20 protein-coding genes are annotated in these 22,835 nt (G+C 63.5%); 13 read left to right on the top strand and 7 right to left on the bottom strand.

Annotated elements, in window-relative coordinates:
• The first annotated feature begins 86 nt into the window (after positions 1-86).
• Positions 87-1,052, top strand: a complete 966-nt coding sequence (locus ACT6VE_RS09965) for a DUF3616 domain-containing protein (RefSeq protein WP_444798456.1) — start codon at positions 87-89, stop codon at positions 1,050-1,052.
• Positions 1,053-1,076: 24 nt separating this feature from the next.
• Here ACT6VE_RS09965 and ACT6VE_RS09970 read toward each other — a convergent pair whose 3' ends face one another.
• Positions 1,077-1,544, bottom strand: coding sequence for an Lrp/AsnC family transcriptional regulator (locus ACT6VE_RS09970; protein ID WP_444798457.1), 468 nt, complete (start codon positions 1,542-1,544; stop codon positions 1,077-1,079).
• A 120-nt stretch (positions 1,545-1,664) separates the two neighbouring features.
• Between ACT6VE_RS09970 and ACT6VE_RS09975 the strand changes: the two genes are divergently transcribed.
• The 3 genes from ACT6VE_RS09975 to lpdA are packed head-to-tail and all read left to right on the top strand — an operon-like array spanning position 1,665 to position 6,357.
• Positions 1,665-3,743 carry an alpha-ketoacid dehydrogenase subunit alpha/beta gene (locus ACT6VE_RS09975; RefSeq protein ID WP_444798458.1) on the top strand — a complete coding sequence of 693 codons (2,079 nt, stop codon included), beginning with the start codon at positions 1,665-1,667 and terminating at the stop codon, positions 3,741-3,743.
• A 2-nt stretch (positions 3,744-3,745) separates the two neighbouring features.
• Positions 3,746-4,957, top strand: a complete 1,212-nt coding sequence (locus tag ACT6VE_RS09980) for a dihydrolipoamide acetyltransferase family protein (RefSeq protein ID WP_444798459.1) — start codon at positions 3,746-3,748, stop codon at positions 4,955-4,957.
• Entirely contained in the window at positions 4,954-6,357 is a 1,404-nt protein-coding gene (gene lpdA / locus ACT6VE_RS09985; RefSeq protein WP_444798460.1) for a dihydrolipoyl dehydrogenase, read from the top strand. The genes ACT6VE_RS09980 and lpdA overlap by 4 nt, the downstream gene beginning before the upstream one ends.
• A 30-nt stretch (positions 6,358-6,387) precedes the next feature.
• On the opposite strand, the gene ACT6VE_RS09990 is transcribed toward lpdA, so the two are convergent.
• The 4 genes from ACT6VE_RS09990 to ACT6VE_RS10005 form a co-directional block, all read right to left on the bottom strand.
• A complete protein-coding gene (locus ACT6VE_RS09990) occupies positions 6,388-7,413 on the bottom strand; it encodes an acyltransferase family protein (protein ID WP_444798461.1) in 1,026 nt (341 codons plus the stop codon).
• Entirely contained in the window at positions 7,410-8,678 is a 1,269-nt protein-coding gene (locus ACT6VE_RS09995) for an O-antigen ligase family protein (protein WP_444798462.1), read from the bottom strand. The genes ACT6VE_RS09990 and ACT6VE_RS09995 overlap by 4 nt, the downstream gene beginning before the upstream one ends.
• A gap of 7 nt (positions 8,679-8,685) precedes the next feature.
• Positions 8,686-9,942 (bottom strand): polysaccharide biosynthesis/export family protein, encoded by a 1,257-nt coding sequence (locus ACT6VE_RS10000; protein ID WP_444798629.1) that lies wholly within the window; start codon positions 9,940-9,942, stop codon positions 8,686-8,688.
• Between the two features lie 64 nt (positions 9,943-10,006).
• The gene (locus ACT6VE_RS10005; protein WP_444798463.1) at positions 10,007-10,684 is read right to left on the bottom strand and encodes a sugar transferase; all 678 of its coding nucleotides are present in this window, start codon (positions 10,682-10,684) and stop codon (positions 10,007-10,009) included.
• 712 nt (positions 10,685-11,396) lie between these two features.
• Between ACT6VE_RS10005 and ACT6VE_RS10010 the strand changes: the two genes are divergently transcribed.
• Together ACT6VE_RS10010 and ACT6VE_RS10015 are read left to right on the top strand one after the other, a co-directional pair.
• Positions 11,397-11,720 carry an exopolysaccharide production repressor protein gene (locus tag ACT6VE_RS10010; protein ID WP_069062835.1) on the top strand — a complete coding sequence of 108 codons (324 nt, stop codon included), beginning with the start codon at positions 11,397-11,399 and terminating at the stop codon, positions 11,718-11,720.
• A 110-nt stretch (positions 11,721-11,830) separates the two neighbouring features.
• Positions 11,831-12,832 (top strand): glycosyltransferase family 2 protein, encoded by a 1,002-nt coding sequence (locus tag ACT6VE_RS10015; protein ID WP_444798464.1) that lies wholly within the window; start codon positions 11,831-11,833, stop codon positions 12,830-12,832.
• Here ACT6VE_RS10015 and ACT6VE_RS10020 read toward each other — a convergent pair.
• The gene (locus ACT6VE_RS10020) at positions 12,829-13,779 is read right to left on the bottom strand and encodes a polysaccharide pyruvyl transferase family protein (RefSeq protein ID WP_444798465.1); all 951 of its coding nucleotides are present in this window, start codon (positions 13,777-13,779) and stop codon (positions 12,829-12,831) included. The two genes, ACT6VE_RS10015 and ACT6VE_RS10020, sit on opposite strands and share 4 nt — an antisense overlap.
• Positions 13,780-13,839: 60 nt before the next feature.
• Positions 13,840-14,799 carry a glycosyltransferase family 2 protein gene (locus tag ACT6VE_RS10025; protein ID WP_444798466.1) on the bottom strand — a complete coding sequence of 320 codons (960 nt, stop codon included), beginning with the start codon at positions 14,797-14,799 and terminating at the stop codon, positions 13,840-13,842.
• A 121-nt stretch (positions 14,800-14,920) separates the two neighbouring features.
• Here ACT6VE_RS10025 and ACT6VE_RS10030 point away from each other — a divergent pair, with 121 nt between their 5' ends.
• The 7 genes from ACT6VE_RS10030 (at position 14,921) to ACT6VE_RS10060 (ending at position 22,834) form a co-directional block, all read left to right on the top strand.
• Complete coding sequence (locus tag ACT6VE_RS10030; RefSeq protein WP_444798467.1) at positions 14,921-16,399, top strand: lipopolysaccharide biosynthesis protein; 1,479 nt, start codon at positions 14,921-14,923, stop codon at positions 16,397-16,399.
• Positions 16,400-16,802: 403 nt separating this feature from the next.
• Positions 16,803-17,894, top strand: a complete 1,092-nt coding sequence (locus ACT6VE_RS10035; protein WP_444798630.1) for an acyltransferase family protein — start codon at positions 16,803-16,805, stop codon at positions 17,892-17,894.
• A 5-nt stretch (positions 17,895-17,899) separates the two neighbouring features.
• Positions 17,900-18,685, top strand: coding sequence for a glycoside hydrolase family 16 protein (locus ACT6VE_RS10040; RefSeq protein WP_444798468.1), 786 nt, complete (start codon positions 17,900-17,902; stop codon positions 18,683-18,685).
• Between the two features lie 19 nt (positions 18,686-18,704).
• The gene (locus tag ACT6VE_RS10045) at positions 18,705-19,913 is read left to right on the top strand and encodes a glycosyl transferase family 1 (RefSeq protein WP_444798469.1); all 1,209 of its coding nucleotides are present in this window, start codon (positions 18,705-18,707) and stop codon (positions 19,911-19,913) included.
• A complete protein-coding gene (locus ACT6VE_RS10050; protein WP_444798470.1) occupies positions 19,903-20,901 on the top strand; it encodes a glycosyltransferase family 2 protein in 999 nt (332 codons plus the stop codon). Before ACT6VE_RS10045 ends, ACT6VE_RS10050 begins: the two co-directional genes overlap by 11 nt.
• Positions 20,898-21,818 carry a glycosyltransferase gene (locus ACT6VE_RS10055; protein ID WP_444798471.1) on the top strand — a complete coding sequence of 307 codons (921 nt, stop codon included), beginning with the start codon at positions 20,898-20,900 and terminating at the stop codon, positions 21,816-21,818. Before ACT6VE_RS10050 ends, ACT6VE_RS10055 begins: the two co-directional genes overlap by 4 nt.
• Complete coding sequence (locus ACT6VE_RS10060; protein ID WP_444798472.1) at positions 21,815-22,834, top strand: glycosyltransferase family 2 protein; 1,020 nt, start codon at positions 21,815-21,817, stop codon at positions 22,832-22,834. The genes ACT6VE_RS10055 and ACT6VE_RS10060 overlap by 4 nt, the downstream gene beginning before the upstream one ends.
• The last annotated feature ends 1 nt before the right edge of the window (position 22,835 follow it).

Genomic DNA, 22,835 nt, shown 5'->3' on the forward strand with positions numbered 1-22,835 from the left:
CGCCCCTCCAGTGTACATTCCCCCGCTATCTCGCGTTTGCTCGGGAGGGTGTCATGCGATCAATGCACTTACTTGCCGGATGCCTCTTGGCCGCCGTTTCAGCAGACCCCGCAGTCACTGCCGATGTCAAAGCTGAACATTGGCCTGCCGAGGGAAAGATCATCGGCAAAAAGGACAAGAAAGCGGAAGACGTCAGCGGATTTTCCTGTTCGACGACCACTGGCTTTCCCCGAACTTGCCTTATCATTGACGACAATATTCAAGCCGCGCAGATCATCACCCTGAAGGATGGCAAGCTGCTCGCGGGGGCCATGGTCCCGCTGATCAGCAACACTTTCGACGGTAAGGCGCTCGAGCTCGATGGCGAAGGTATCGCCTTTGCGGATGGCGCCTTTTACGTCATCGGCTCGCACGGCCACCCCCGCGACAAGGACCATGAACTCGACCCGACGAACGATGCGGAGCGCATCGCGGCGCACATTGCGGCAGCGAGCCAGATCGCGAAAGTGACGATCAACACGGGCGGCACGGCGACGGTCGAAACGACAGCTTTATCCCTGGCGAAAGCCATCCAAGACCAGCCCGACCTCGGGGACTTTGCCGGCAAGAGGCTCGATGAAAACGGCGTGACGATCGAAGGCATCGCGATCAAGGACGGCCAACTCTTCGCAGGCTTTCGTGGGCCTTTGCTTCCCGGCGGCCACGCTGCCGTGCTTGCGGTCTCGCTGGAGGGGCTGGCGACGGGCGGCGGCCTGAAAAGCAAAGTGTTCAAATTGCCACTCGGCGAGGGCATCGGCATTCGAGACCTTGCACGGGACGGCGACCGCATTCTGGTGCTCGCCGGCCCCGGCCCGGACACGGCAGGGGCGTATACGATCTTTTCCTGGGATGGCGCGGGCGACACGGTCACGCCCCTCGTTTCCCTGACGGACATCCCGGACGCTGGCGACAATCGCAAGGCGGAAGTCATCCTGCCCCTGGCCGACAAGAAGTTCCTGATCCTGTTCGATGGTGAAAAGGAAGGTGGCGCCCTTGCCATAACGCTGCCCTAGCGACGAGGCGCGAAACCTGCCGGCTCAAAGTGGCAGTTCGGTCGTATACTTCACGCTTTTCAGGGCGAAATGCGATGAGGAATTGGCGACCGCCTCATGGGTCAGGATCGCCTGCATCAGCAATTGTTCGTAGTCCTTCACATCCCGTACGACGACGCGGATGAGGTAGTCCCATTCGCCGGACATCGAATAACATTCCAGCACTTCCTCATGCCGTTGCACGAAACGCTCGAAGTCGCGCCGGGCGATGGGATCGTGCGATTTCATGCGGACCTGGCAGAAGACGTTGAGGCCACGCCCGATGCGGTCGGGATCGAGCAGGCGAACAGTTGGACCAAGGACACCCGCCTCCTCCAGCGCCTTGATCCGCCGCCAGCAGGAAGCGCTGGAGGCCCCGACCTCCTCGGCCAAAGCCGCATGGCTGATGTCGCCGCGCTGTTGCAGAACCTTCAGGATTTTTCTGTCGATTGCGTCGATCTGAATTGTATTCATCGGATTTTCCGGAAATCTGATACAGACGTTTCATTTGTATCGTAAAAGCCGACCCGTTTGAAACGCTTTTTCGGCCACAGCGTTCTAGACTTTCCATCCATGCACATGCGGGAGGAAACCATGGCGCAGGCTGCTTTCAAACCCATCATCCTGAACGCGCCGGACGCTTCCGTCGACTGGCGGCGTGTCGCCTATCTCGTGCACCTGTCCCGCGCGCTCGACGAGATGGAAGAAACCCGCCTCGTGCCGGAGAAGAAGGTGCTCTACCAGTTCTCCGCCCGCGGCCACGACATGGCGCAGATCCTGCTCGGCAGCCTCCTGACCGACCGGCACGACGCGACCTGTGGCTACTATCGCTCCCGCCCGCTGCTGCTGTCGCTTGGCGTCGACCCCACGGACGCGCTCGGCTCGGCGATGGGCCGTGCCGGCGGCTATTCCGACGGACGCGACATCGGCGTCGTCTTCAACTATCCGAACCTTGAGGGTGCATCCGCGCTGCCGATGTGCGGCGGGGTCGGCACGCAGTATACGCCGACGGCCGGCTGGGCGCAGGCGGTGAAATATTATGCCGGCGTGCTGGGCAAGACCGACTATGCCGAAAGCATTGCCGTCGTGCTCGGCGGCGACGGCTCGGTCGCGTCGAACGGCTTCTGGTCGGCGCTCACCATCGCCACCACCCAGAGCCTGCCGATGCTGTTCTATATCGAGGACAACGGCTACGGCATCTCCGTGCCCTCGACCGTCCAGACGCCAGGCGGCAACATCGCCGCCAACCTTTCGGGTTGGAAGAACCTGACGATCTTCGAGGGCGACGGCACGGACCCGGCGGCGGCCGCGCGCCTGACAAGCGAGGCCGTGGAGCATGTCCGCCGCAGCCGCGCGCCCGTGCTTCTGCGCCTTACCGTACCGCGCCTGCAAGGCCACAGTTTCCAGGATACGCAGGCCTACAAGAGTGAGGAAACGGTGCGCGGCGAGTGGGCGCGCGATCCCCTGCCGCGCCTCAAGGACTACATCGTGCCGGCCGTGCTCAGCGAAGCGGAGTGGAAAGCCGCAAACGACGATGCCAGGCAGGCTGCCGAGGCCGCGCGGATTGCCGCGGAGGCACGCCCGGTGGCCGCGCCGGAAACGGTGACCCGGCATGTCTTCTTCGAGGGCGAAGAGCAGGTGATGGGCGGGCAGTCCCGCCACGGCTACATGGCACCCGAGATGGCGGAGACCGCAGAGACGGCCGGCCAGCGCATCAACATGGTGACCGCCATCCGCCGCACGCTGGACCACGAGCTTTCGGTCAACGAGCGCGTCGTGCTGTTCGGTGAGGATATCGGGCCGAAGGGCGGGGTGCATGCCGTGACCCTCGGGTTACAGGAAAAATTCGGCCGCGAGCGGGTGTTTGATACTTCGCTATCCGAAGAGGGCATCGTTGGCCGCGCGGTCGGCATGGCATTGGCGGGGCTGATGCCCGTGCCGGAAATCCAGTTCCGCAAATATGCCGAACCGGCGACCGAGCAGATCAACGATTGCGGTACGATCCGCTGGCGCACCAACAATCGCTTTGCAGCCCCCATGGTGCTGCGCATGCCAGGCGGATACTTCAAATGCGGCGATCCCTGGCACAGCCAGACGAACGAGGTCGCCTTCGTGCACCAGCCCGGCTGGAAGGTCGCGGTGCCCTCCAACGCCGCCGATGCTGTCGGGCTGCTGCGCACCAGCCTGCGCGGCAACGATCCGGTAATCTTCTTCGAGCACCGCGCCATGCTGGACCATGCCTGGGCGCGGCGCCCCTATCCCGGTGATGCCTATGCCCTGCCCTTCGGAAAGGCCCAGTTCACGCGGCGTGGCGACCGGATCACGCTCGTCACCTGGGGTGCCATGGTGCATCGCTGTGAAGAGGCGGCCGATGGCCTTTCCGCGGATGTCATCGACCTGCGCACACTGATGCCTTGGGACAAGGAGGCCGTGCTGTTCTCCGTGCGGCGCACGCGGCGCTGCCTCATCGTGCATGAAGATCTCGGCACCGCCGGCTTCGGTGCGGAAATCTCTGCCGTCGTCGCCGACGAAGCCTTCATGGATCTCGACGCCCCCGTCTCCCGTCTCACCATGCCGGACATACCAAGCCCACATAACCCCGTGCTACTCGACTGGGCGCTGCCCTCGGTCGGCCGGATCCGGGCCAAGCTCGAAGCGCTTCTGGAGTTCTGAGCATGGCAGACCTGATCAACGTTCTCGCGCCTGAAGAACAGGAAGGCACCAAGGCGGTGGTGCGCAACTGGCTGAAGGCGATTGGTGAGCCGGTGGCGCTCGATGAGCCGCTGGTGGAACTGGAGACCGACAAGGTCACCCAGGAGATCCCCGCCCCCCTCACCGGCATCCTGCATGAAATCCTCATGCAGAGCGGCGAAAACGCCGAACCCGGCGCCGTTCTCGGCCGGATCAGGCTGGAGGATGCCTCGATTGCAGCTGTGGACGCGCCTGCCGCAGCGACGGCAACACAACCCGCACATGTCGACCAAGCCATTCGCTATTCCCCGGCGGTCCGGCGCGCGATCGAGGACTACGGCATCGATCCTGCAACGGTGAGCGGCACCGGCAAGGGTGGACGGGTCACGCGTGGCGACATGGATGCCGCGCACGAAGCAGCCCTTGCTCGCGGCCCCGTGCCCACATTGCAACCCGCAAAGGCACCTTCCCTGCCCTCGACCCTGGCGGACAAGCCGTCGAGCGATCGGCGCTCGCGCTTCGTCCCCCATTCGCCGATGCGGCTCGCCATTGCCGAGCATATGCAGATGTCCGTCTCGACGGCACCGCATGTCACTGCAGTGTTCGAAGCCGATTTCAGCGCGGTGATCCGACATCGCGACAGGAGCAAGGTCGCCTCCGGCATAGCGTTGTCCTACACCGCCTATATCGTCGCAGCCTGTGTTTCCGCCATGAAGGCGGTGCCTGAGGTCAACAGCCGCTGGCACAGCGATCGCCTGGAAATCTTCGAGGATGTGAACATCGGCATCGGCACGGCGCTAGGCAATGACGGCATTGTCGTGCCGGTCATCCGCGATGCACAGAACCTTTCGCTTGCCGGCATTGCCGCACGTTTGCAGGACCTCACCACCCGCGCCCGCGCGAACGCGCTGACGCCCGCCGACATGCGCGGCGGCACCTTCACCATCTCCAACCACGGCATGTCCGGGTCGCTCGTCGCCACGCCGATCATCATCAACCAGCCGCAATCGGCGATCCTCGGCGTCGGCAAGCTGGAAAAGCGGGTCGTGGTGCGTGAGGTGGACGGCATCGACACGATCCAGATCCGGCCGATGGCCTATGTTTCGCTCACCATCGACCACCGTGCGCTAGATGGCCACCAGACCAATGCCTGGCTCACCCGCTTCGTCGAAACGCTTGAAAGCTGGCAGCAATGACCGCTTCGCACGACTATGACCTCCTGGTCATCGGCAGCGGCCCCGGCGGTTATGCCTGCGCCATCCGCGCCGCCCAGCTCGGTCTGAAGACGGCCTGCGTCGAGGTGCGTCCGACACTCGGCGGCACTTGCCTCAATGTCGGCTGCATTCCCTCGAAGACGCTGCTACACGCGACCCATCTGCTCGAAACCGCCCGCGATGGCCACATGGCCGGTTTCGGCATCCGTACCGGTCCCATCTCCATCGACCTTGCGACACTGATGGAGCGCAAGGACGCGACAGTTACCTCGCTCACCAAGGGCATCGATAGCCTGTTCCGCAAGAATGGCGTGACGCGCCTCACCGGTCGCGCGCGTCTCGCTGGGCAGGGCCGCGTCGATATTGCTGGAAAGACGGTCAGCGCCGCATCCGTCGTCATCGCCACCGGCTCCCTGCCCGCGACGCTGGCCGGCGTGCCGGTGGACAATGCCGCCGGCATCATCGTCGATTCGACCGGCGCCCTGTCCTTGCCACGCGTGCCGGAACGGCTTGCCGTCATCGGCGGCGGCGTCATCGGTCTCGAGCTTGGCTCGGTCTGGTGTCGTCTCGGCGCGAAGGTAACGATCGTCGAATATGCCGACCGCATCCTTCCCGGCATGGATGACGATGTCCGTGCAACGATGACGAAACTGCTGACAAAACAAGGCCTGACGATCCTGAGTTCGACATCCGTCTCAGCCGCCACGCTGGTGAATGGTGGGGTGCACTTGTCCCTGACGGTTGCGAATGGAAAAACCTCGGAACTGGCAGCAGATGTCGCGCTCGTTGCCACCGGACGCCGGCCGAACACACACGATCTCGGACTGGAAGAGGCCGGCATCGCACCGGACGACGGTGGTTTCATCCCGGTCGATGGGCGCGGACGGACGAGCGCGAACGGCATCTATGCCCTCGGTGATGTGACGCGCGGCCCCATGCTGGCCCATCGCGCGCAGGATGAGGGCATCGCTATTGCCGAGCGACTCGCCGGCAAACCCGGCATGGTCAACCATGACCTTATTCCGGCGGTCGTCTACACCAATCCGGAGGCCGCCTCCGTCGGCAGGACCGAACAGGCCCTCAAGGCGGACGGTGTACCCTATCGCGCCTCGACGTTTCCGATGCTCGCCAACAGCCGGGCGAAGGCCAATGGCAGTACCGAAGGGTTCGTCAAGCTGCTGTGCCACGCGGGCTCGGGCGTGGTGCTCGGGGCGCATATCGTCGGTGACATGGCGGGAACGATGATCGCGCAGATCACGCAGGCCATGGAGTTCGGCGCAACCGCGGAGGACATCGCCTATACCTGCCACGCCCATCCCACCCACAGCGAAGCGATCAAGGAAGCAGCGCTTGGCCTCAGTGGTAGCGCCATTCACATCTGATGCTGAGGCCGGATCCTGCCTTCCGTCTTTTCAGGCGGGCAAACTCCTCGACTTGAGAATGCCGCCCGCACCGCGCAGAAGCGGTCGTTCGATCAGGTAATAACCGCAGAGCCCCACCAGCGTACCGGCAGCGAACGAGGCCACCAAAACAAGCCATGATGCAAGGCCGAGCATCATGCCGACCTTCGCCACCACCGAGATGGCGAAGGTGTGCCAAAGATAGATCGAATAGGACGCGTCGCCGAGGACAGCCGGGATCTTTAGCCGCGGCACGCCGCGCTGCGTCTCAAGCGCTGCGGTGCCGTAGACGAGCGCACAGGCGAGCGGCCCACAGATCCATTCATCGAAAGGCAACCTCAGAATGCCGATCAACGCAAATCCGGCGAGTGCCCCGACGATCAGGACCAGCGAAGCGAATGCGTTTGGAACCCGACCTGCGAGCCAGAGCCGCCCCACCAACATGCCCGCGACGAACTCCAGGATGATCGGTCGCGTATAAGTGACGAACAGCGGATTGCTGCTCTCCACCGCAAATCCGATGGCAACAAGGCCGACGAAGACAACCACCATTGCGGGAAGCAGGAGGCGCCGAGGCAGGGCAAGGCAGGCGGCGAAGACGACGTAGAAGAACATTTCATAGTTGAGCGTCCAGCCCTGCACGAGCACCGGCCAGAGACCGCCGCTGCTCGGCGAGGGCAGCGGCACAAAGAAAAACGATGCGAGGACATGGGCAGCCGTCAGCACCAGATTGGGAAACAGGCCGGCAAGCCCGCCCGCCACCATGAGGGCGGTCGCCAGCCAGTAGATCGGCACGATGCGGCGGATGCGGTCGATCAGGAAACGCCCGGGTGAGACGGGACGCCGCTCCACGATGACCCACATGATGAAGCCGCTGATGACGAAGAAGACATCGACGCCGGCCGCGCCGATGGCAAAGGCGTAGCCGCTGCGTTCCGCCGCATGGAAAAGCACGACAGCGAGCGCGGCGAAGGCCCGCAGATACTGGATGCCGTAAAGTGTACTGCGCTGTCCCGCCGGCCGATCCACGCCCGTCATGTCAGCGCCGCCCCGGACTGGCGAAGCAGGGGCCGCCTGTCTTCCACTGCAACGTTCCGCTGCGTATCGGCAAGTTTCCCGGCCGCGAAATAGAGCAGGAAGGAACCCACATGATAGGGGTTCAGAATGTCGATTTCGACGAAGGTGCGCACCACAAGCAGCGCGGCCACGGTGCAGAGCACCAGCGCCTCCAGATCATGCGCCGCTGAAAGCAGGCGACGCAGGTGCCCGGCAAACGTCACGATCAACACCATGGAGAGCAGCAGGCAGCCGATCAGCCCCGTCTCGACCGTGGCGGCGATGAAGGTGTTGTGGAAGTGGAACCCGGACCGTGTACCGATGAAGAAGGCGGCCCAAAGCCGCTCGGCCTCGGCAAAACCCTGCACCCAGAACGCCTGGTAGCCGATGCCGACAAGGGGCGCCTCGCCTGCCGCCTCGATGCCCTGCTGCCAGAGATAGGTGCGGCCCGTCAGGGTCGCGTCCTTGCCGAAGGCCCCAAGCAGCATTTCATAGCCGCCGCCATAGGCCCCGGCGATGAGGGTGAGAACGGTTGCGATCGCAAGGCCCAGAAACAGCATCTTGCGGTGGGCCGGCGCCAGCAGTTCGAGCCCGCGCAGGGCAAGGCACAGGCCGGCAATGGCGATCGTCGTCAGCACCGAGGTCGCCGATTGCGAGGCCTTGAGGCAATAAAGGGCGATCACGATGCAGCCAACGGCAGCCAGCCGCCAGAGGCCGCGCTCGGCACCGAGAAACAGCGCCGCAAAGGCGAAGAGCACGGCCAGCGAGGCATAGAAACCGAGCTGGTTTTTCGAGGCGAAAGCGCCGACGAAGCTGTAGGTGCCATCCAGCGGATCAAGGTGATAGACGCCGAAGACAAGCGAGTAGAACAGGACGAGGCCGGTCCCGATCAGTCCTCCGCGCACGAGGGTGCGCGTGTCCACGACCCGCATGGCGATCAGCGCGCAGGCGACATGGGAAAGGTACTGCACGCCGGCGCGGGCGGTGGCGCCGGGCGCCTGCGACCAGAAGACGGACAGGCAGGCAAAAATGGCGAATGCGAAGATCCAGAGGTAGCGCGTGTAGTTGCCGAGCACGCGCCGGTAATCGACGACGACCAGCGGCAACCAAAGCGCATAGTAGGCGAGAATCGATATCGGGCCGAAGCGGAAGGAATAGGCGAAGACGAAGAAGGACAGCGCGACGGCCGCCGCGGCATAGGCCTCGTTGCCGACAGGTCCGATCAGGCGTGTCTTCGCTATCCGCATGCCCGCCTCACTGGGTCCCGACAGCGACATCCACCTTCACGACGTCACCCGGCAGGACCGGCGTCGTTTCGGTGGCGCGGATCTGCTCGGTCTTGCCCTCGACCGTCCGCAGGATGGAATAGGCGATGTTAGCGGCCGAAAGCCCGCCCTTGAGGGCTGCGGCATCAGCCGACTGCATCAACGCCTCGGACATCAGGTCCCGGCTCGTGCCAAGCTTCAGGGTGAGCGTATCGAGTTCCTGCTCGGTATTTTGCAACTCCTGCGCCAGCTGCGAATCCCAATCGTTCTGCAGGTTGGTCTCGTCCTGCGTCGCCTTGTTGATGTCCTGCTTGGCCTTCAGCGAGGCCGTGTCGATGTCGAGCAAGGCGGCCTGGAGGTCGGCGGTACGCTGCTCCAGCGCCAGGCGGCGGGAACTGATGGCGAGACCCTTCTCGGCAAGCGTATCCACCTTCGTCAGGTCGCCCTGCACGAGTTCAAGCTGGCGGGTCTGCGTTTCCGATTTCTTGCCGAGCGCCTCGATTTCGTTGGTGAGCAGCGACTTGAGGTCAGCAAGCGCGGTCAATTGCACCCGCAGCCGCCTTTCCCGCGAGGTCTTCAACGCCTTTTCGCTTTCCAGGATGGCGCCGGCCTCCTGCGACGTGGCGAGTTCCTTTGGCATCTCGATGCCCTCGGTTCCGCTCATCTCAGCCGCGACGCGCGCCCGGCGGATCAGGAGACGGTTGCGCTCGGCGAGGTAGACGGCCGCCTCGCCTTCGGAACGCAGGAAGTCGCGGGCGAACCGCTGGCCGGCATCCGCGCGCCGCAGGCCACCGCCGAAGCTGACGGCCTTGAGCACGGTGAGGCCCGGCGAATAGGGATAGGCGCCTGGCGTCTGCACCTCGCCGGCAAGATAGACCGGTCGGTATTCGGCAATCTCCACCGAAGCGGATGGTCGATCGCGCAGGCCGAAGAGGATCTGCATCTTCTTGCCGATCTCCTCGGCAAGTTCGCCGGACGTGCGGCCATCGGCCGGCAGTTGCCCGATGAACGGCAATGAGACGGAGCCATCGGCCCCGACGCTGTAGTCGCCGCTGACGGCGCTCCAGTCGCGGATGGCACCTTCGGCGGTCTGCCATTCCGCAACGCGGATCCGCAGTTTGTCCATTACCCCCAGCCGGTACTCGGCCGCGGAGACGGGCTGGGCAGAAAGCGCCAACAGCAGGCAAAACCCGCCAAGCACCGCCGTGCGAAAAGAAGCCGCGGCGGAGGCCGCGTGCGAAATCATCTTCATGGAAACCTCTGTCTCTGGTCTCCCGCAGCCACGAGGGCGTGCGGGAGAGAGCTTCGGATCAATAGCTGCCGCGTGACATGCAAACGGCCGGAATGGTGCGGGCAACGATGACGAGGTCGGCGGCAAGCGACCAGTTGCGCACATAGTGCGTGTCGAATTCGATTCGCGCCGAATAGGACACGTCGTTGCGGCCGCTCACCTGCCACAGGCCCGTGAGGCCTGGACGGGTCTGGAGGTAGTAGACCGCCGAGGCCTCATAGAGCTCCAGTTCGTCCTCAACGACCGGTCGCGGGCCGACGATGCTCATCTCGCCGCGAAGGATGTTGATGAGCTGAGGCAGCTCATCAAGGCTGAGCTTGCGCAGGACGGTGCCGACGACGGTCACACGCGGATCGTCCTGCAGCTTGCGCGTCGCGCGCCATTCCTCATGGGCGGCTGGATTCTGCTCGAAATATTGCTGCAGAACGGTGTCGCCGTTTTCCGCCATGGTCCGGAACTTCAGGCACTGGAACATCGATCCGTTGTATCCGATGCGGCGGTGTCCGTAGAAGACACTGCCGCCGTCGGAATATTTCACAAGCGCCATGATCAGCACGAAGATCGGGCTGAGCACGACTAGGGCAGCAAGCGCCACCAGAATATCAAAGCTCCGCTTCGATATTCCCCCTATCGGTGGAGCGCCGGTTAGGGCCGAACTGAAAAACGGCGAACTGGCCGATCGACTCGCGGACTTCATAGAGATGGCTCCATTTCGATTTGCGATTTGGTCGGGTCCCCCCGGATGTGTTCAGACATCCAATGCGGAGTGTATGGTCACAGTTTGTTTTTTGAAGCGTTATCTACCGATTAAAAAACGGGCATGGCGTATTTAAGAGGATCTTGATATCCTAATTTAAAGATTAAATAAAAAACTTCCAGTCATAACCCTCAGACCGACGAAGCATAAACTGAGAACAAACGGCTCATTTCAAGGGATTTAAGCTTCGTATCAATTCTTTTGACGCGCGCGCTCCGCCCAGTAAAACACGAAAAGTAAGAATATTCACATGTCGGCTTCACATTCACCCGCATGTATACCTTGCTAAGGCGTAAATTTTTGCGATGCAATATTATATTGCGTCGCACATTTTTCCGTGACGTCCCGCTGGTTTTGTAACAAAAGTTGATCACGCACCGTGGAGCGCGCAACCCATCGGGTGCGCGCCTCATGGACAAACTCGCGTCATCGGCGTAACCGGCCTTCAACGCGAAAAAACCATGTCGGAATCTGGGCAGGAAGAAGGCGTGCGTTTCCGCAACGGGACCGATTCTGCCTTAACCGAACCAAAAGACAAATCGGGGAGAATTGGAACCGGGCCCGTCGCCAACCGGTTGATACCAGTGATTGCGAAGGCGGCAGCAGGCCCTTATAGTCTGATCGAGCCTCAGAGGAGAAGGCGGAACCACCCATGAAACGTGCGCCGGAAACGAAATGGCGAGATAGCACGGCCTACGCGCCGCGCTTCTTCTTGAGCATGGTGGTCGCGCTCGTCGCTTTCGCCATCGTGACCTATTTCGCGACGGGCTCGATCACGACGACGGCGATTCAGACGCTGATCTGCGCCGTTCTCATACAGGTCGGTTATTTCCTGATGACCCTCTTCCTGGTCTGGCGGACGGCCAAGCAGCGCAAGGCCGAAACGGACCAGGGCCTGCGCGGCAAACAGGAGCTCGACGCCGCCAAGCCGAAGGTGCCCGTGTCGATCAACGAGCCCGGCCACTCCAAGTTCTGATCCGCACAATTTGCGGCGGGCCGTTTTTGTGCCCCCTTTGCCTTTCATGCTGCGTTGCAGCGTAGGCTTGCCCTGCGCCTCGACAGTTCAACGCGAGAGAGGAATGGATCGTGACCCAGCAGGAAAAGGTCTGCGTTATCATTGCCGCGAAGAATGCGCAGGAGACGATCGGGCGTGCTGTGCGCTCGGCGCTGGCAGAGCCGGAAGTGGCGGAGGTCGTGGTGGTGGACGACGGCTCGGACGACCGCACCATGGCGGCGGCGGGCGAAGCTGACGATGGAAGCGGGCGGCTCGATATCATCCGGTTTCGGGTAAACCGGGGACCGTCTGCGGCCCGAAACCACGCCATCGCCATCTCCCGCGCGCCGTTGATCAGCATCCTTGACGCCGACGACTTCTTCTTTCCCGGCCGCTTTCGCCAGCTTCTCGCCTGCAAGGACTGGGACTTCATCGCCGACAACATCGCCTTCATGGAGACGCCCGACCTCGCCCAACAGCCTGCGCGCTTTGCCCCTCGCCCGCGCCAGCTCGACCTCAAGGCCTTCATTCTCGGCAACATTTCCCGCCGCGGCGCGCCGCGCGGCGAGCTGGGCTTTCTCAAGCCGGTGATGCGACGGGCGTTCCTCGATGCGCACGGACTGCGTTATCGCGAGGACATGCGTCTAGGCGAGGATTACGAACTTTATGTGCGCGCCCTCCTGAAGGGTGCACGGTATACCGTTATCGAGAGCTGCGGCTATGGTGCCGTGGTGCGTGCCAACTCGCTCAGCGGGCAGCATCGCACGAAGGACCTTGAGGCGCTTCGCGACGCGGAACGCGCGATCCTTGCGACAGGCGACGTGCCCCCGGAGGCTGTCGGTGTCATGCGCCGGCACTGCCGGGAGATCGGCGACCGGCATGCATTGCGCCATTTCCTCGACAGCCGGCGGGAACGCGGAGCCGGTGCTGCGCTGGCCTATGCCTTTGCGAACCCCGCTGCCGTGCCGGCGATTGCCGGCGGCATCCTGCGCGACAAGGTCGATGCCGCACGCCGCCGGCCGCTACCGCCCGCGCCGCAAGACCGCGGGCTGCGCTACCTGCTGCCCGCAACCTCGGCAGCACGCCGCGACTAGAGATAGTCGCGGCGCACACTCTCCAGCACCTCATAAAGCCGCGCCTTGCGCTCGGTGAGGCGCGCATCGGTGCTGAGCTGGGGGGCTGCCCGGCTTGCCTGCCAGAGCGCCAAAGTTGAGGGTGCCGCCAGCACCTGCTTGGCCGCTAGGCGCAAACCGGGTTTGTGCGCCACCTGCGCGACGACAACGTCGCCCTCCTCGACCTTGTCAGGCTCCACGGCAACGGCTGCCGTCCCTTGCCTGTCATAGTCGACACCCCAGAAGCGTGCGCCCTTGATGATCGCTTCCGCCCGCGTCGAGATAGGGATGCGCCTTGGTTTGTGCTCGACGCCGACCGTCGACGCCCAGTCGCGCCATTTGAAGCTGTTGATGCTGTCGGATGTGCTGACCGCCACCCACGGCACACGGAAGGCATCGGCGAGGATGGCGCCGTGCATGGATTCGGCGACGATCAACTCCGACTGCGCGATCTGGCGGATCACGTCCTTCGCCTCGCCACGCGGATCGATGTAGTGCAGGCCGGCCATGGCGCAGATGACCGGCCAAAGCCCGGCCACCGCCGATTCCCAATGGGGAACGAAAGACTGCTTGTAGCGCTTCGGCAGGTTTGCGAATTCCGGCATGTCGGCGACGAGAACCGCCGGATCGATGACGCCCAGATCCGCCGGCACGCCCACCTTTTCCGCCGTCAACGGACCGCGAACGCAGCGAATATCCCAAAGGTTTCTGTCGCGCATGTCCGGCAGGTTTCCGTAGCCGAAACCACTGCCGAGCACGAGCTTGTGCCCTTCTTCCGGCAGCAGCGCCCGGTTCAGGACCGTGCCGACACCGACCAGAAGCACATCCGGATGCACCTCCCGGAAGCCAGGCAGCAGGAAATCCCAGAGCCAGAGATTGAGGTCGTCACCGAAATTGCCGTGTTCCGATTCCCAGTAATAGGGCTTCATGTCCCACTCCTTGCAATGGCGTTTCTCGAAAGGACGGGCCGCCAGCGGCCCGCCGCTGGGTCAACGGGAGAATTTGCCGACGGCGAGCCCGAAAGCGCTGGTGATGATGCGCGGGTCGCGCATCGCCCAGCGCGCCAGCATGTCGAACTGGGGAAGCTTGCGGCGCTTGACCAGCCGCGCCTGGCTCCACAGCGCCTGGCGCCGTGCCGTCTGTTTGTAGGAGCGCAGCGATGCGGCCTCCACCGGCCGGCCGGCAAACCGTGATTCCAACCGGTCGAGCGCCACCCAGGTGTTGAACTGCTGGTGCAGGAATTGCGGCGAATCGTTATCGACGCCGTGGAAAATATTGAGGCCCTCGCCGCGCACCGCGCCGGCTTCACCGCTCAGCACCACGCGACGGGCAGCGAGCACGCAATCGCAGAAGAACAGCACATCCTCCGCCGCAAGGCGGAGGGCCGCGTCGAAACGCACCTTTTCGAACAAAGGCCGACCGATCACCATCGAGGAGAGGTGGAGAAAGCTCCAGTTCTTGAGCATGACCTGCGTCAGCCCGGGTATCTCGATGAGCAGCGGATCATCGCTCAACCGCTCGACCGCTTCGGTCTTTTCGAGGTCGGCGACGCCGAAGTGATAGTAGAAGGCATCGCCGCCGGTAATCGAGGCGAAGTAGCAGTCAGCCTCGAACGCCGTCATCGCTGCATGGGCGACCGCGAGGTGATCGGGTGTCCAGACATCGTCCGAATCAAGGAAGGCGACGAAGGCCGAATCGGCCGGCACATGATCGAGCCCGGTGTTGCGCGCGCCGCCCGGCCCGGCATTCTCCTGGCGGATGATACGCACCCGCGCGCGCTCCGCTTCCGAAAAAGTCACGATGTCCCCATCGGCCGGATACGGTGATTCATCGTCGACGACAATGACGTCGAAGTCGTTGAAACTTTGGGCAAACACCGATGCGAGTGCACGCGTCAGGATGCCCGGCTCCTTCTGATAGAAGGGGATGATAACTGTCAGCTTCGCCATCTTTTCGTCCCTGTGGTTTCTCTAGAAAGAGTTTCGCATGGTCTCCTCCCACCGGGGCGCGGCCGTTTCCGGCGCAGGCTTTTCGTCGTCGTCGAGGCTCCTTTTTCGATAGGAATCCGCCATGTCCCAGCAAGTGAACGCGACGTCGGTGACACGAAACGTCGGCTGGAGCGTCCTATCCAAGACAAGCACATTCGGGCTTAAATTTGTCACGGTGCCCATTCTGGCAAGGTTGCTGACGCCGGAAGAGTTCGGCGCGGTAGCGGTGGCGCTGGCCGTCGTGCAGTTCCTGGCGATGATCGGCGGGGCCGGTCTTGCCTCCGCCCTCATCCTCGAGCCGAAGGAAGACGAGGACACAATCCACTCGGTTTTCTGGGCCAATCTGGCGCTCGCCTGCCTGATGGCGGCAGGGCTCTACATCTGGGCCGAACCGCTCGCCGAGTGGTTCGGCGCGGCCGATGCGGCCTATCTGCTGCACCTGATGTGCCTGCTCATTCCCTTGCAGCTCGCGGGCGACGTCGCCTATGCGCTCGTCGCGCGGCGCATGCAGTTCAGCAAGGATGCGCTGTGGAGCATGATTTCCGAATCGGTCGCAGCCATCGCGGCGGTCATCATGGCGCTTGCCGGCTTCGGCATCTGGGCGCTGGTGACGCAGCTCTTCGTGTCAGGCGTCATCCGGCTTGCGGGCCTCTTCTTCGTCTCTCGCTATCTGCCGCGCCTGCGTTTCCGCCCGCGCGAGGTCGTCAGGCTCACGCGCTACAGCCTCGGGCTGATGGGCTCGGAAATCGCCAATTTCGTCACCTTCCAGTCGCCGATGGTCGTCATATCGCGGTCCCTCGGCCTTGCGGACGCGGGCGCCTATTCCGCCGCCAACCGCTTTTCCAGCATTCCCAATCAGGTTGTGCTGTCTGCCGTCATGGGCGTGCTTTTTCCCGCCTTCAGCGCCATGATGCATGACCGGGAGCGCCGGTCGCAGGCGCTGATGCTGAGCACACAGGTGACGACGCTGCTGCTCGCGCCCATGATGTTCGGCCTCTGGGCGCTGGCAAAGCCCTCCATGCTGCTGCTCTTCGGCGCGCAATGGGCCGCGGCGTGGCCGGTGCTCGGGCTGCTCGCGCTTTCCAAGGGCCTGCTGACGCCGTGCAGCACATTCATTCCCTACCTCAAGGGCTCCGGCCACGGCGGCGCGCTGTTCTGGTGGGCGGTCGGCCGCGCCGTCGTCACCACGGGCGCGGTCGCATACGGCGCCTATAACGGCTCGCTGGTCGAGGCGATGGTGGCGCTCTGCATCGTCAATGCGCTGGTTCTCGTCGGCTATTCCTGGGTGGTGTTTCGTGTCGATGGCACGCCGTTCCTCTCCGGATTCTATCCGTCGATCCGGCCGATGCTCACGGCCGCACTGATGGCGATCGTGGTGCGTTACGTGCTGGACAATTATCTAGCGCTCCACGTCCACACGGTTCTGCAGGTCGGCCTCGGCATCGTGCTTGGCGGCGTGATATATGCGGCCCTGGTGTTGTTGACCGAACGCCCGCTGCTGCGAAAACTGCTCGACCTCGTTCGCCGTCGCAAGCCACAAACCGCTGCAAGCCTGCCGTAAGCTGCCCCAATTCGGCATCGCCCCGCCTCATTTGCCGTCTTGTTCGTCCGGAACGATTAAGCAGTGCGAAAAAAATTCCGGCCCGTTTGCAGCCATAAATTGCGGCTAAATCAGTATATTCGAATACGCTGCAAAGTATTGTTGCCCTAGCGCTCGCTCGTCCTGCGCCAACCCCCGCGGGACTATTTTCAGCAGCTATCGGCATAGTTCGCCATGCTGCGATGCAACCAAGCAATCACGAAAATTTGCTGCACCGCCATATTTTCCACGGTCCCGTCCGTCACACTCCTCTTCGTAGGCTCGAGTCTGCTCTTGTTTGAACGGCTGTCCGGGGGGAACGGCCCACAGAGGGGTGACCCACACCGTGGATATCGACGCGACCGTTTCAGCGCGCATCAATGTGATGCGCATCGTGCTGATCTCCGGGATCATCTTCGTGCATGTTCCCTATGACCCGGCGACCAGCCCGTATCTCGGCCAGTTCGGCGGGCTCGACTGGATGCGCGTGTTCCTGGCCGACAGCCTTTTCCGCATCGGCGTGCCGTGCCTCAGCGCCATTTCCGGCTATCTGCTGTTCCAGCGCGGCTGGGGGGCGTTCAATTACGCCAAGACATTGCGCACCAAGGCCTCGACGATCCTTCTGCCGTTCCTGCTGTGGAACGCGACCTTCCTTGTCGTCGTCTATGCGGTCCAGTCGCAGGGCATCGGCTTCGGCTACCTGCCGGATGTCGTCAACGCCTCGCCACGCGACCTGATGAACCTCACGTTCGCCATCGAAACCTGGCCGATCAACATCCCACTCTATTTCCTGCGCGACCTGCTGCTTTGCCTGCTGCTGTCGCCGCTTATCGCTCTCGCCGTGCTGCGCTATCCGCGCACGGTGCTCGCCCTGATGCTCGCCTATGCGGTGCTGCCAGTGCCGAACGGCATCTTCCTCAAGAAGGCAATCCTGTTCGGTTTCAGCTTCGGCGTCTGCGCCGCCCTGCACCGCGTCGACATCAAGCGCCTGGACCGATTTGCGGCGCCTGTCGTGCTCGCGGTGCTCGCCATGGCCGTCCTGTTGTCGCTGGCGCTCTATGCCTATGGCCCGGAGTTCCCGGTCTGGCTCGATGCGGCGCGCAGTCTTGCGGCCATCGCCGGCATCTTCGGCGCCTGGGCGCTGTCGGCGCTGCTCATTCGAACCAACACGGGCCAGGCCCTGTCGCGGCTCGGCGGGCTCAGCTTCTGGATTTTCTGCGCCCACTATCCGCTGCTTATCCTGTTCTGGATGATGTGGAACCGTCTCGGCATTCCCGATTATCCGCTGTTTTACGCGGCAAGCCCCGTGCTGGCGCTTGCCATCCTCGTTTCGACGCACGCGGCGGCACGGCGCTTCCTGCCCTCGCTGCACGCAATCCTCACCGGTCGCCGCCTCGGCGGCCAGAAACGGCAATCGGCCGAACGATCCCAACACGCGCCGATGAAGCCCTCAGACACCCTCGCTCAAAGGAGGTGACGGCAATGACGTCTCCCTCGAAAACGATCCTGTGGACCACCGCAATCCTTGCCGCGATGGCCACAGTCAGTCCCCTAGCCGCTCAGGAGGATGCAGACGGCACCTCCTTCGTCGAAGAATTCGACCAGTTCGACAAGAAGCTCTGGTACGTCTCCGACGGCTGGAACAACGGCGCCCACCAGAACTGCACCTGGTCGGCCAAGCAGGTCGCGGTGCGTGACGGCAAGCTGCAACTCTCCTTCGATGCCGCGTCAGGCGGGGAGCGCCAATATGCCTGTGGCGAGGTGCAAACGCGCCAGCGCTACGGCTACGGCACCTATGAGGTGCGTATGAAGTCGGCGACTGGCCCCGGGCTTAACTCGGCCTTCTTCACCTACATCGGCCCCACCGACAAAAAACCGCATGACGAGATCGATTTCGAGGTTCTCGGCAAGGATACCTCACGCGTCCAGGTCAACCAGTACATCGCGGCCAAGGGCGGCAACGAAAAGCTGGTCGACGTGCCTGGCGGTGCCGACAGCGGGTTCAACGACTATGCCTTCGTCTGGGAAAAGGATCGCCTTCGCTACTACCTCAATGGCGCGCTGGTGCACGAGGTGACGGATCCGCAGAAACTCCCCACCAACGCCCAGAAGATTTTCCTCTCGCTCTGGGGCACCGACACGCTCTCCGACTGGATGGGACGCTTCGCCTTTGCCGGGCCGACAAAGCTTGAGGTCGAGCGCATTGCGTTCACCGCCGAAGGTGAAGCCTGCCAGTTCGACGGCTCCGTCGCCTGCCTCATGAATTGAACCCGATCGGATCTGCCTGATGCTCCGTGTCCTGTATCTCGTCCATGACCTATCCGATCCGGCCGTGCGCCGACGGGTGATGATGCTGCGCGCCGGTGGTGCCGAAATCACGCTTGCCGGTTTCCGGCGCGGCGAAAACCGGCTTGCCGATATCGAGGGCATCGTCCCCCTGGAGCTTGGCGCAACCGAGGACGCCCGCTTCGCCCGACGCCTTCTGGCAGTGATTGGCGCGACGGCGACACTCGGGAGCCGGCTGCACACTGTCGCTCGACCAGACGTCATCATCGCGCGCAATCTCGAAATGCTGGCGCTTGCCAACAAGGCGGCGGCATATTTCGGCGGGGCGGTTCCGATCGTCTACGAATGCCTCGACGTCCATCGACTGCTCCTGCGCAACGATCTGGTCGGCCGTGCCTTGCGCGCGGCGGAAAGCCGTTTCGGCCGGAATGCCAGCCTGCTTGTCACCAGTTCGCCAGCCTTTGTCGAACACTACTTCAAGCCACTCTCCGGCATCCGTGCCCCCCTGCATCTGCTGGAGAACCAAGTCCTGGAGCTGGATGGCAACGTGGACAAACTGCCGGCGCGGACGAAGCCGGAGAACGAGCCCTGGCGTATCGGCTGGTTCGGGGCGATCCGCTGCCGCAAATCCCTGGCACTGCTGTCGGATTTCACCCGGCGGATGGACGGGCGCTTCGAGGTCCTGTTGCGCGGCCGGCCGGCGCGCTCCGCGTTCGAGGATTTCGATGGCCTGGTGGCGCGCGAACCCTTCATCCGCTTCGAGGGGCCTTACCGTAACCCGGAGGATCTTGCCGCGATCTATGCGGGGGTGGATTTCTCCTGGGCGATCGATTTCTTCGAGGAAGGCCAGAATTCGGCCTGGCTCCTGCCCAACCGGCTCTATGAAGGCTGCCGGCATGGCGCGCTGCCGATCGTGCTTGCGGGCACAGAAACCGCGCGGCTTGCCCTTCAACGCGGGGTCGGCATTTCGCTTGCCGACGCGCGGCCTGAAACGCTGATCGAGCAGTTCACCGCCTTTGACGGCAAGGCTTACCGCAAACTCCACGCCAATCTCGTTGAGCTCGGGCCGCGGCCATGGATCATCGACCGGGCGGATTGCACGGCGTTTGTCCAACGCCTTGCCGCACTTCGGCAACCGGGCGCTCTGCCGGTGGTGCCGCACCCTCTCCCTTCCCTCGTCGCAACCAAGGTGGATGTCCATGACCGTTGACGCTGTAAAATCCGTGCGTTGCCTGATCGTGATTCCGTGCCTCAACGAGGCGTCCTATCTCGAGCCGCTGATCCAGCAGCTCGAGCCAACACTGAATGAACTCACGGCCACGCTTGTGGTGGTGGATGGCGGCAGCACGGATGGAACGCGCGACATCGCCAAGCGCCTCGCGCAAAGCCTGCCGAACCTGCACGTGCTCGACAATCCGAGGCGCATCCAGGCCGCCGCGATCAACCTCGCCGTCGAAACCTTCGGCCTGGAGCACGACTATCTGATCCGCATCGACGCGCATGGGACCTATCCGCACGACTATTGCCGCGTGCTGGTCGAGGAGGCGCTGGCGACCGAGGCTGATTCCGTTGTCGTCGCCATGCAAACCGTCGGTTTCGGCCTGTTCCAGAAGGCCACCGCCGTCGCGCAGAATTCGGTGCTCGGCAATGGCGGCGCCAAACATCGCGCCGGAGCAGAAAGCCACTGGGTGGATCATGGCCACCACGCGCTGATGCGCATTTCGGCCTTTCGCGCGGTCGGCGGCTATGACGAGAATTTCAACGCCAATGAAGACGCCGAATGCGACTACCGCCTCAACAAGGCCGGCTACCGCATCTGGATGACGGCGCGAACGAGCATGATCTACTATCCCCGCGCCAGCGCGCCGCTGCTGTTCAAGCAGTACTTCCGCTATGGGCGCGGCCGGGCCCGCAATTTCCTGAAACACCGCTCAAGGCCGAGCCTCCGGCAGATGATCCCGCTGATGGTCGCCCCGGTCGCCGTCGGCGCCTTTCTGGCGGCCATCACCTGGATTGCAGCGGTGCCGGTCGTGCTGTGGGCGGCGGCCTGCCTCGGCTACGGCGCCTGGATGGCGCTTGGGCAGCGCAATCCCTACGGCCCGCTCGCCGCCGTCTCCGCGATGATCATGCATTTTGCCTGGTCGGCCGGATTCTGGCGCGAAGTGCTGGATCTCCGACAGCGGAGGGTGGCGGCATGACCCCGCTTCGCATCGACATCGCCGTCTGCACCTTCCGTCGTGAGGCGCTTGACGACACCTTGGCATCGCTCGCCCGGCTGATCGTGCCCGAGAGTGTGCATCTGCGGATCATCGTTGCCGACAACGATGCCGAGCCCAGCGCTCGCGAGCGCGTGGACGCCGCCCGGACGGGGATGCCGGTGGAGCTGGTGTATGTGCATTGCCCGGCCGGCAACATCTCGATTGCCCGCAATGCCTGCCTGGAGGTGGCTGATGCCTATTTCCTCGCCTTCGTCGATGACGACGAGACGGTGGAACCACTCTGGCTCGACCGCCTGCTTGCCGAAGCAGAGGCAAGCGGCGCCGATGTCGTTCTCGGACCCGTCCAGGCAGTCTATGCACCGGAGGCACCCGGCTGGATGCGGCATGGCGACTTCCATTCCACCCATCCCGTTTGGGTGAAGGGCGAAATCCGCACCGGCTATACCTGCAACGTCCTGATGCGCCTTGCAGCCCCAACCCTCGCGGGCCGGCGCTTTGATCTCGCACTCGGTCGAAGCGGCGGCGAGGACACGGCTTTCTTCGATCAGGTGCATGCAGCCGGCGGGCGCATCGCCTTTGCCAAGGACGCCTGGGTGCGCGAACCCGTGCAGGCTTCCCGCGCGCGCTTTTCCTGGCTGGCGCAGCGGCGTCTGCGCATGGGCCAGACGCATGGCCGGATCCTGGCTGAACGACATGAAGGCGCAGCCCGCTGGGCGGCGGTGGTGCTCGCGACGGGCAAATGCGCCGCCTGCTTTACCGCAGCACTGGCGCTCGCTTTACTGCCGGTACGACGCAATCGCTTTCTTCTGCGCGGCCTCCTTCATGCCGGTGCCATAGCCGGCCTGTTCGGCGCCCGCACCATCGAACCCTATGGAAAGTTGGAGGCAGCCCGATGAGCGACGCGCCTCAGCCTGATGTCAGCGTGGTGATCGCCGCCTACAACGCAGCCGACACGATCCAGCGCGCTATCCTCAGTGCCGCGGCCCAGCACGATGTGACGGTGGAGATCATCGTCGTCGACGATTGCTCGACGGACGACACCCGCCACATTGTTTCCTCCATGGGCGAGGCCGATGTGCACCTCGTCGCGCTCGATCACAATCGTGGGCCGGGCGGGGCACGCAATGCCGGCTTTGCGATCGCCCGCGGCCGCTGGATCGCCGTACTCGATTCCGACGACACGATGCGACCCGAGCGCCTGCGACGCCTGATCGGCGTTGCGGAGCGCCAGGACGCAGCCGTGGCCGTCGACAATCTCGACGTTCTGCATCTCGATGGCCGTGTGGAGCGAATGTTCCCGCACGACCTGCTGGCCCGCACCCCCGTGCTGACCCTATCGAACTTCATCGACTCCAACCGGATTTTTCGCAGCACGCACAATTTCGGCTACATGAAACCTGTCTTCCGCCGGGCATTTCTCGAGGGCAACACCCTTTCCTTCGACGAGGATTTGAGGATCGGCGAGGACTATCTGCTGCTCGCCTCCGCGCTTGCTAGCGACGGCACATGCGTCGTGGTGCCGGACGCGGGCTACAGCTACCACATTCGCGATACCTCGATTTCGCGCGTGCTCCACCTCCACCATGTGGAGGCGATGCTGGCGGGCGACCGGCGTTTCCTCGCGCGGTTTGTGCTGAAGGGCGCCGACGCTTCCGCACAACGTCGGCGCACGCGCAACCTCGAAGAGACCCGCTCTTTCCTGGCGCTCATCCATCATCTCAAGAATCGTTCGTTCGGGCCTGCCCTCAGGGTGGCGCTCGTCGATCCCGTCGCGCTCCGGCATCTCAGGATGCCGCTCGCCGCCCGATGGCGCCGCCTGATGGCCGCGTCGTCCCATCGCAAAACGGCCGCGCCCCGCGCGGCTCCCTCCCCATCGACAGCGCAAGATCTGCCGCTCAAGAACAAAGGATAAT

It is taken from the genome of Shinella sp. (genome assembly GCF_052438155.1).
Lineage (GTDB): Bacteria > Pseudomonadota > Alphaproteobacteria > Rhizobiales > Rhizobiaceae > Shinella.

Coding starts and splice junctions, on each gene's coding strand:
- ACT6VE_RS09975 (WP_444798458.1), top strand. CDS start 1,665: ATGGCGCAGGCTGCTTTCAAACCCATCATCCTGAACGCGCCGGACGCT.
- ACT6VE_RS10045 (WP_444798469.1), top strand. CDS start 18,705: ATGCTCCGTGTCCTGTATCTCGTCCATGACCTATCCGATCCGGCCGTG.
- ACT6VE_RS10025 (WP_444798466.1), bottom strand. CDS start 14,799: ATGGCGAAGCTGACAGTTATCATCCCCTTCTATCAGAAGGAGCCGGGC.
- ACT6VE_RS10055 (WP_444798471.1), top strand. CDS start 20,898: ATGACCCCGCTTCGCATCGACATCGCCGTCTGCACCTTCCGTCGTGAG.
- ACT6VE_RS10040 (WP_444798468.1), top strand. CDS start 17,900: ATGACGTCTCCCTCGAAAACGATCCTGTGGACCACCGCAATCCTTGCC.
- ACT6VE_RS10000 (WP_444798629.1), bottom strand. CDS start 9,942: ATGATTTCGCACGCGGCCTCCGCCGCGGCTTCTTTTCGCACGGCGGTG.
- ACT6VE_RS09980 (WP_444798459.1), top strand. CDS start 3,746: ATGGCAGACCTGATCAACGTTCTCGCGCCTGAAGAACAGGAAGGCACC.
- ACT6VE_RS09995 (WP_444798462.1), bottom strand. CDS start 8,678: ATGCGGATAGCGAAGACACGCCTGATCGGACCTGTCGGCAACGAGGCC.
- ACT6VE_RS09970 (WP_444798457.1), bottom strand. CDS start 1,544: ATGAATACAATTCAGATCGACGCAATCGACAGAAAAATCCTGAAGGTT.
- ACT6VE_RS10035 (WP_444798630.1), top strand. CDS start 16,803: ATGCGCATCGTGCTGATCTCCGGGATCATCTTCGTGCATGTTCCCTAT.
- ACT6VE_RS10010 (WP_069062835.1), top strand. CDS start 11,397: ATGAAACGTGCGCCGGAAACGAAATGGCGAGATAGCACGGCCTACGCG.
- ACT6VE_RS10050 (WP_444798470.1), top strand. CDS start 19,903: ATGACCGTTGACGCTGTAAAATCCGTGCGTTGCCTGATCGTGATTCCG.
- ACT6VE_RS10005 (WP_444798463.1), bottom strand. CDS start 10,684: ATGAAGTCCGCGAGTCGATCGGCCAGTTCGCCGTTTTTCAGTTCGGCC.
- ACT6VE_RS10060 (WP_444798472.1), top strand. CDS start 21,815: ATGAGCGACGCGCCTCAGCCTGATGTCAGCGTGGTGATCGCCGCCTAC.
- ACT6VE_RS10030 (WP_444798467.1), top strand. CDS start 14,921: ATGTCCCAGCAAGTGAACGCGACGTCGGTGACACGAAACGTCGGCTGG.
- lpdA (WP_444798460.1), top strand. CDS start 4,954: ATGACCGCTTCGCACGACTATGACCTCCTGGTCATCGGCAGCGGCCCC.
- ACT6VE_RS10020 (WP_444798465.1), bottom strand. CDS start 13,779: ATGAAGCCCTATTACTGGGAATCGGAACACGGCAATTTCGGTGACGAC.
- ACT6VE_RS09990 (WP_444798461.1), bottom strand. CDS start 7,413: ATGACGGGCGTGGATCGGCCGGCGGGACAGCGCAGTACACTTTACGGC.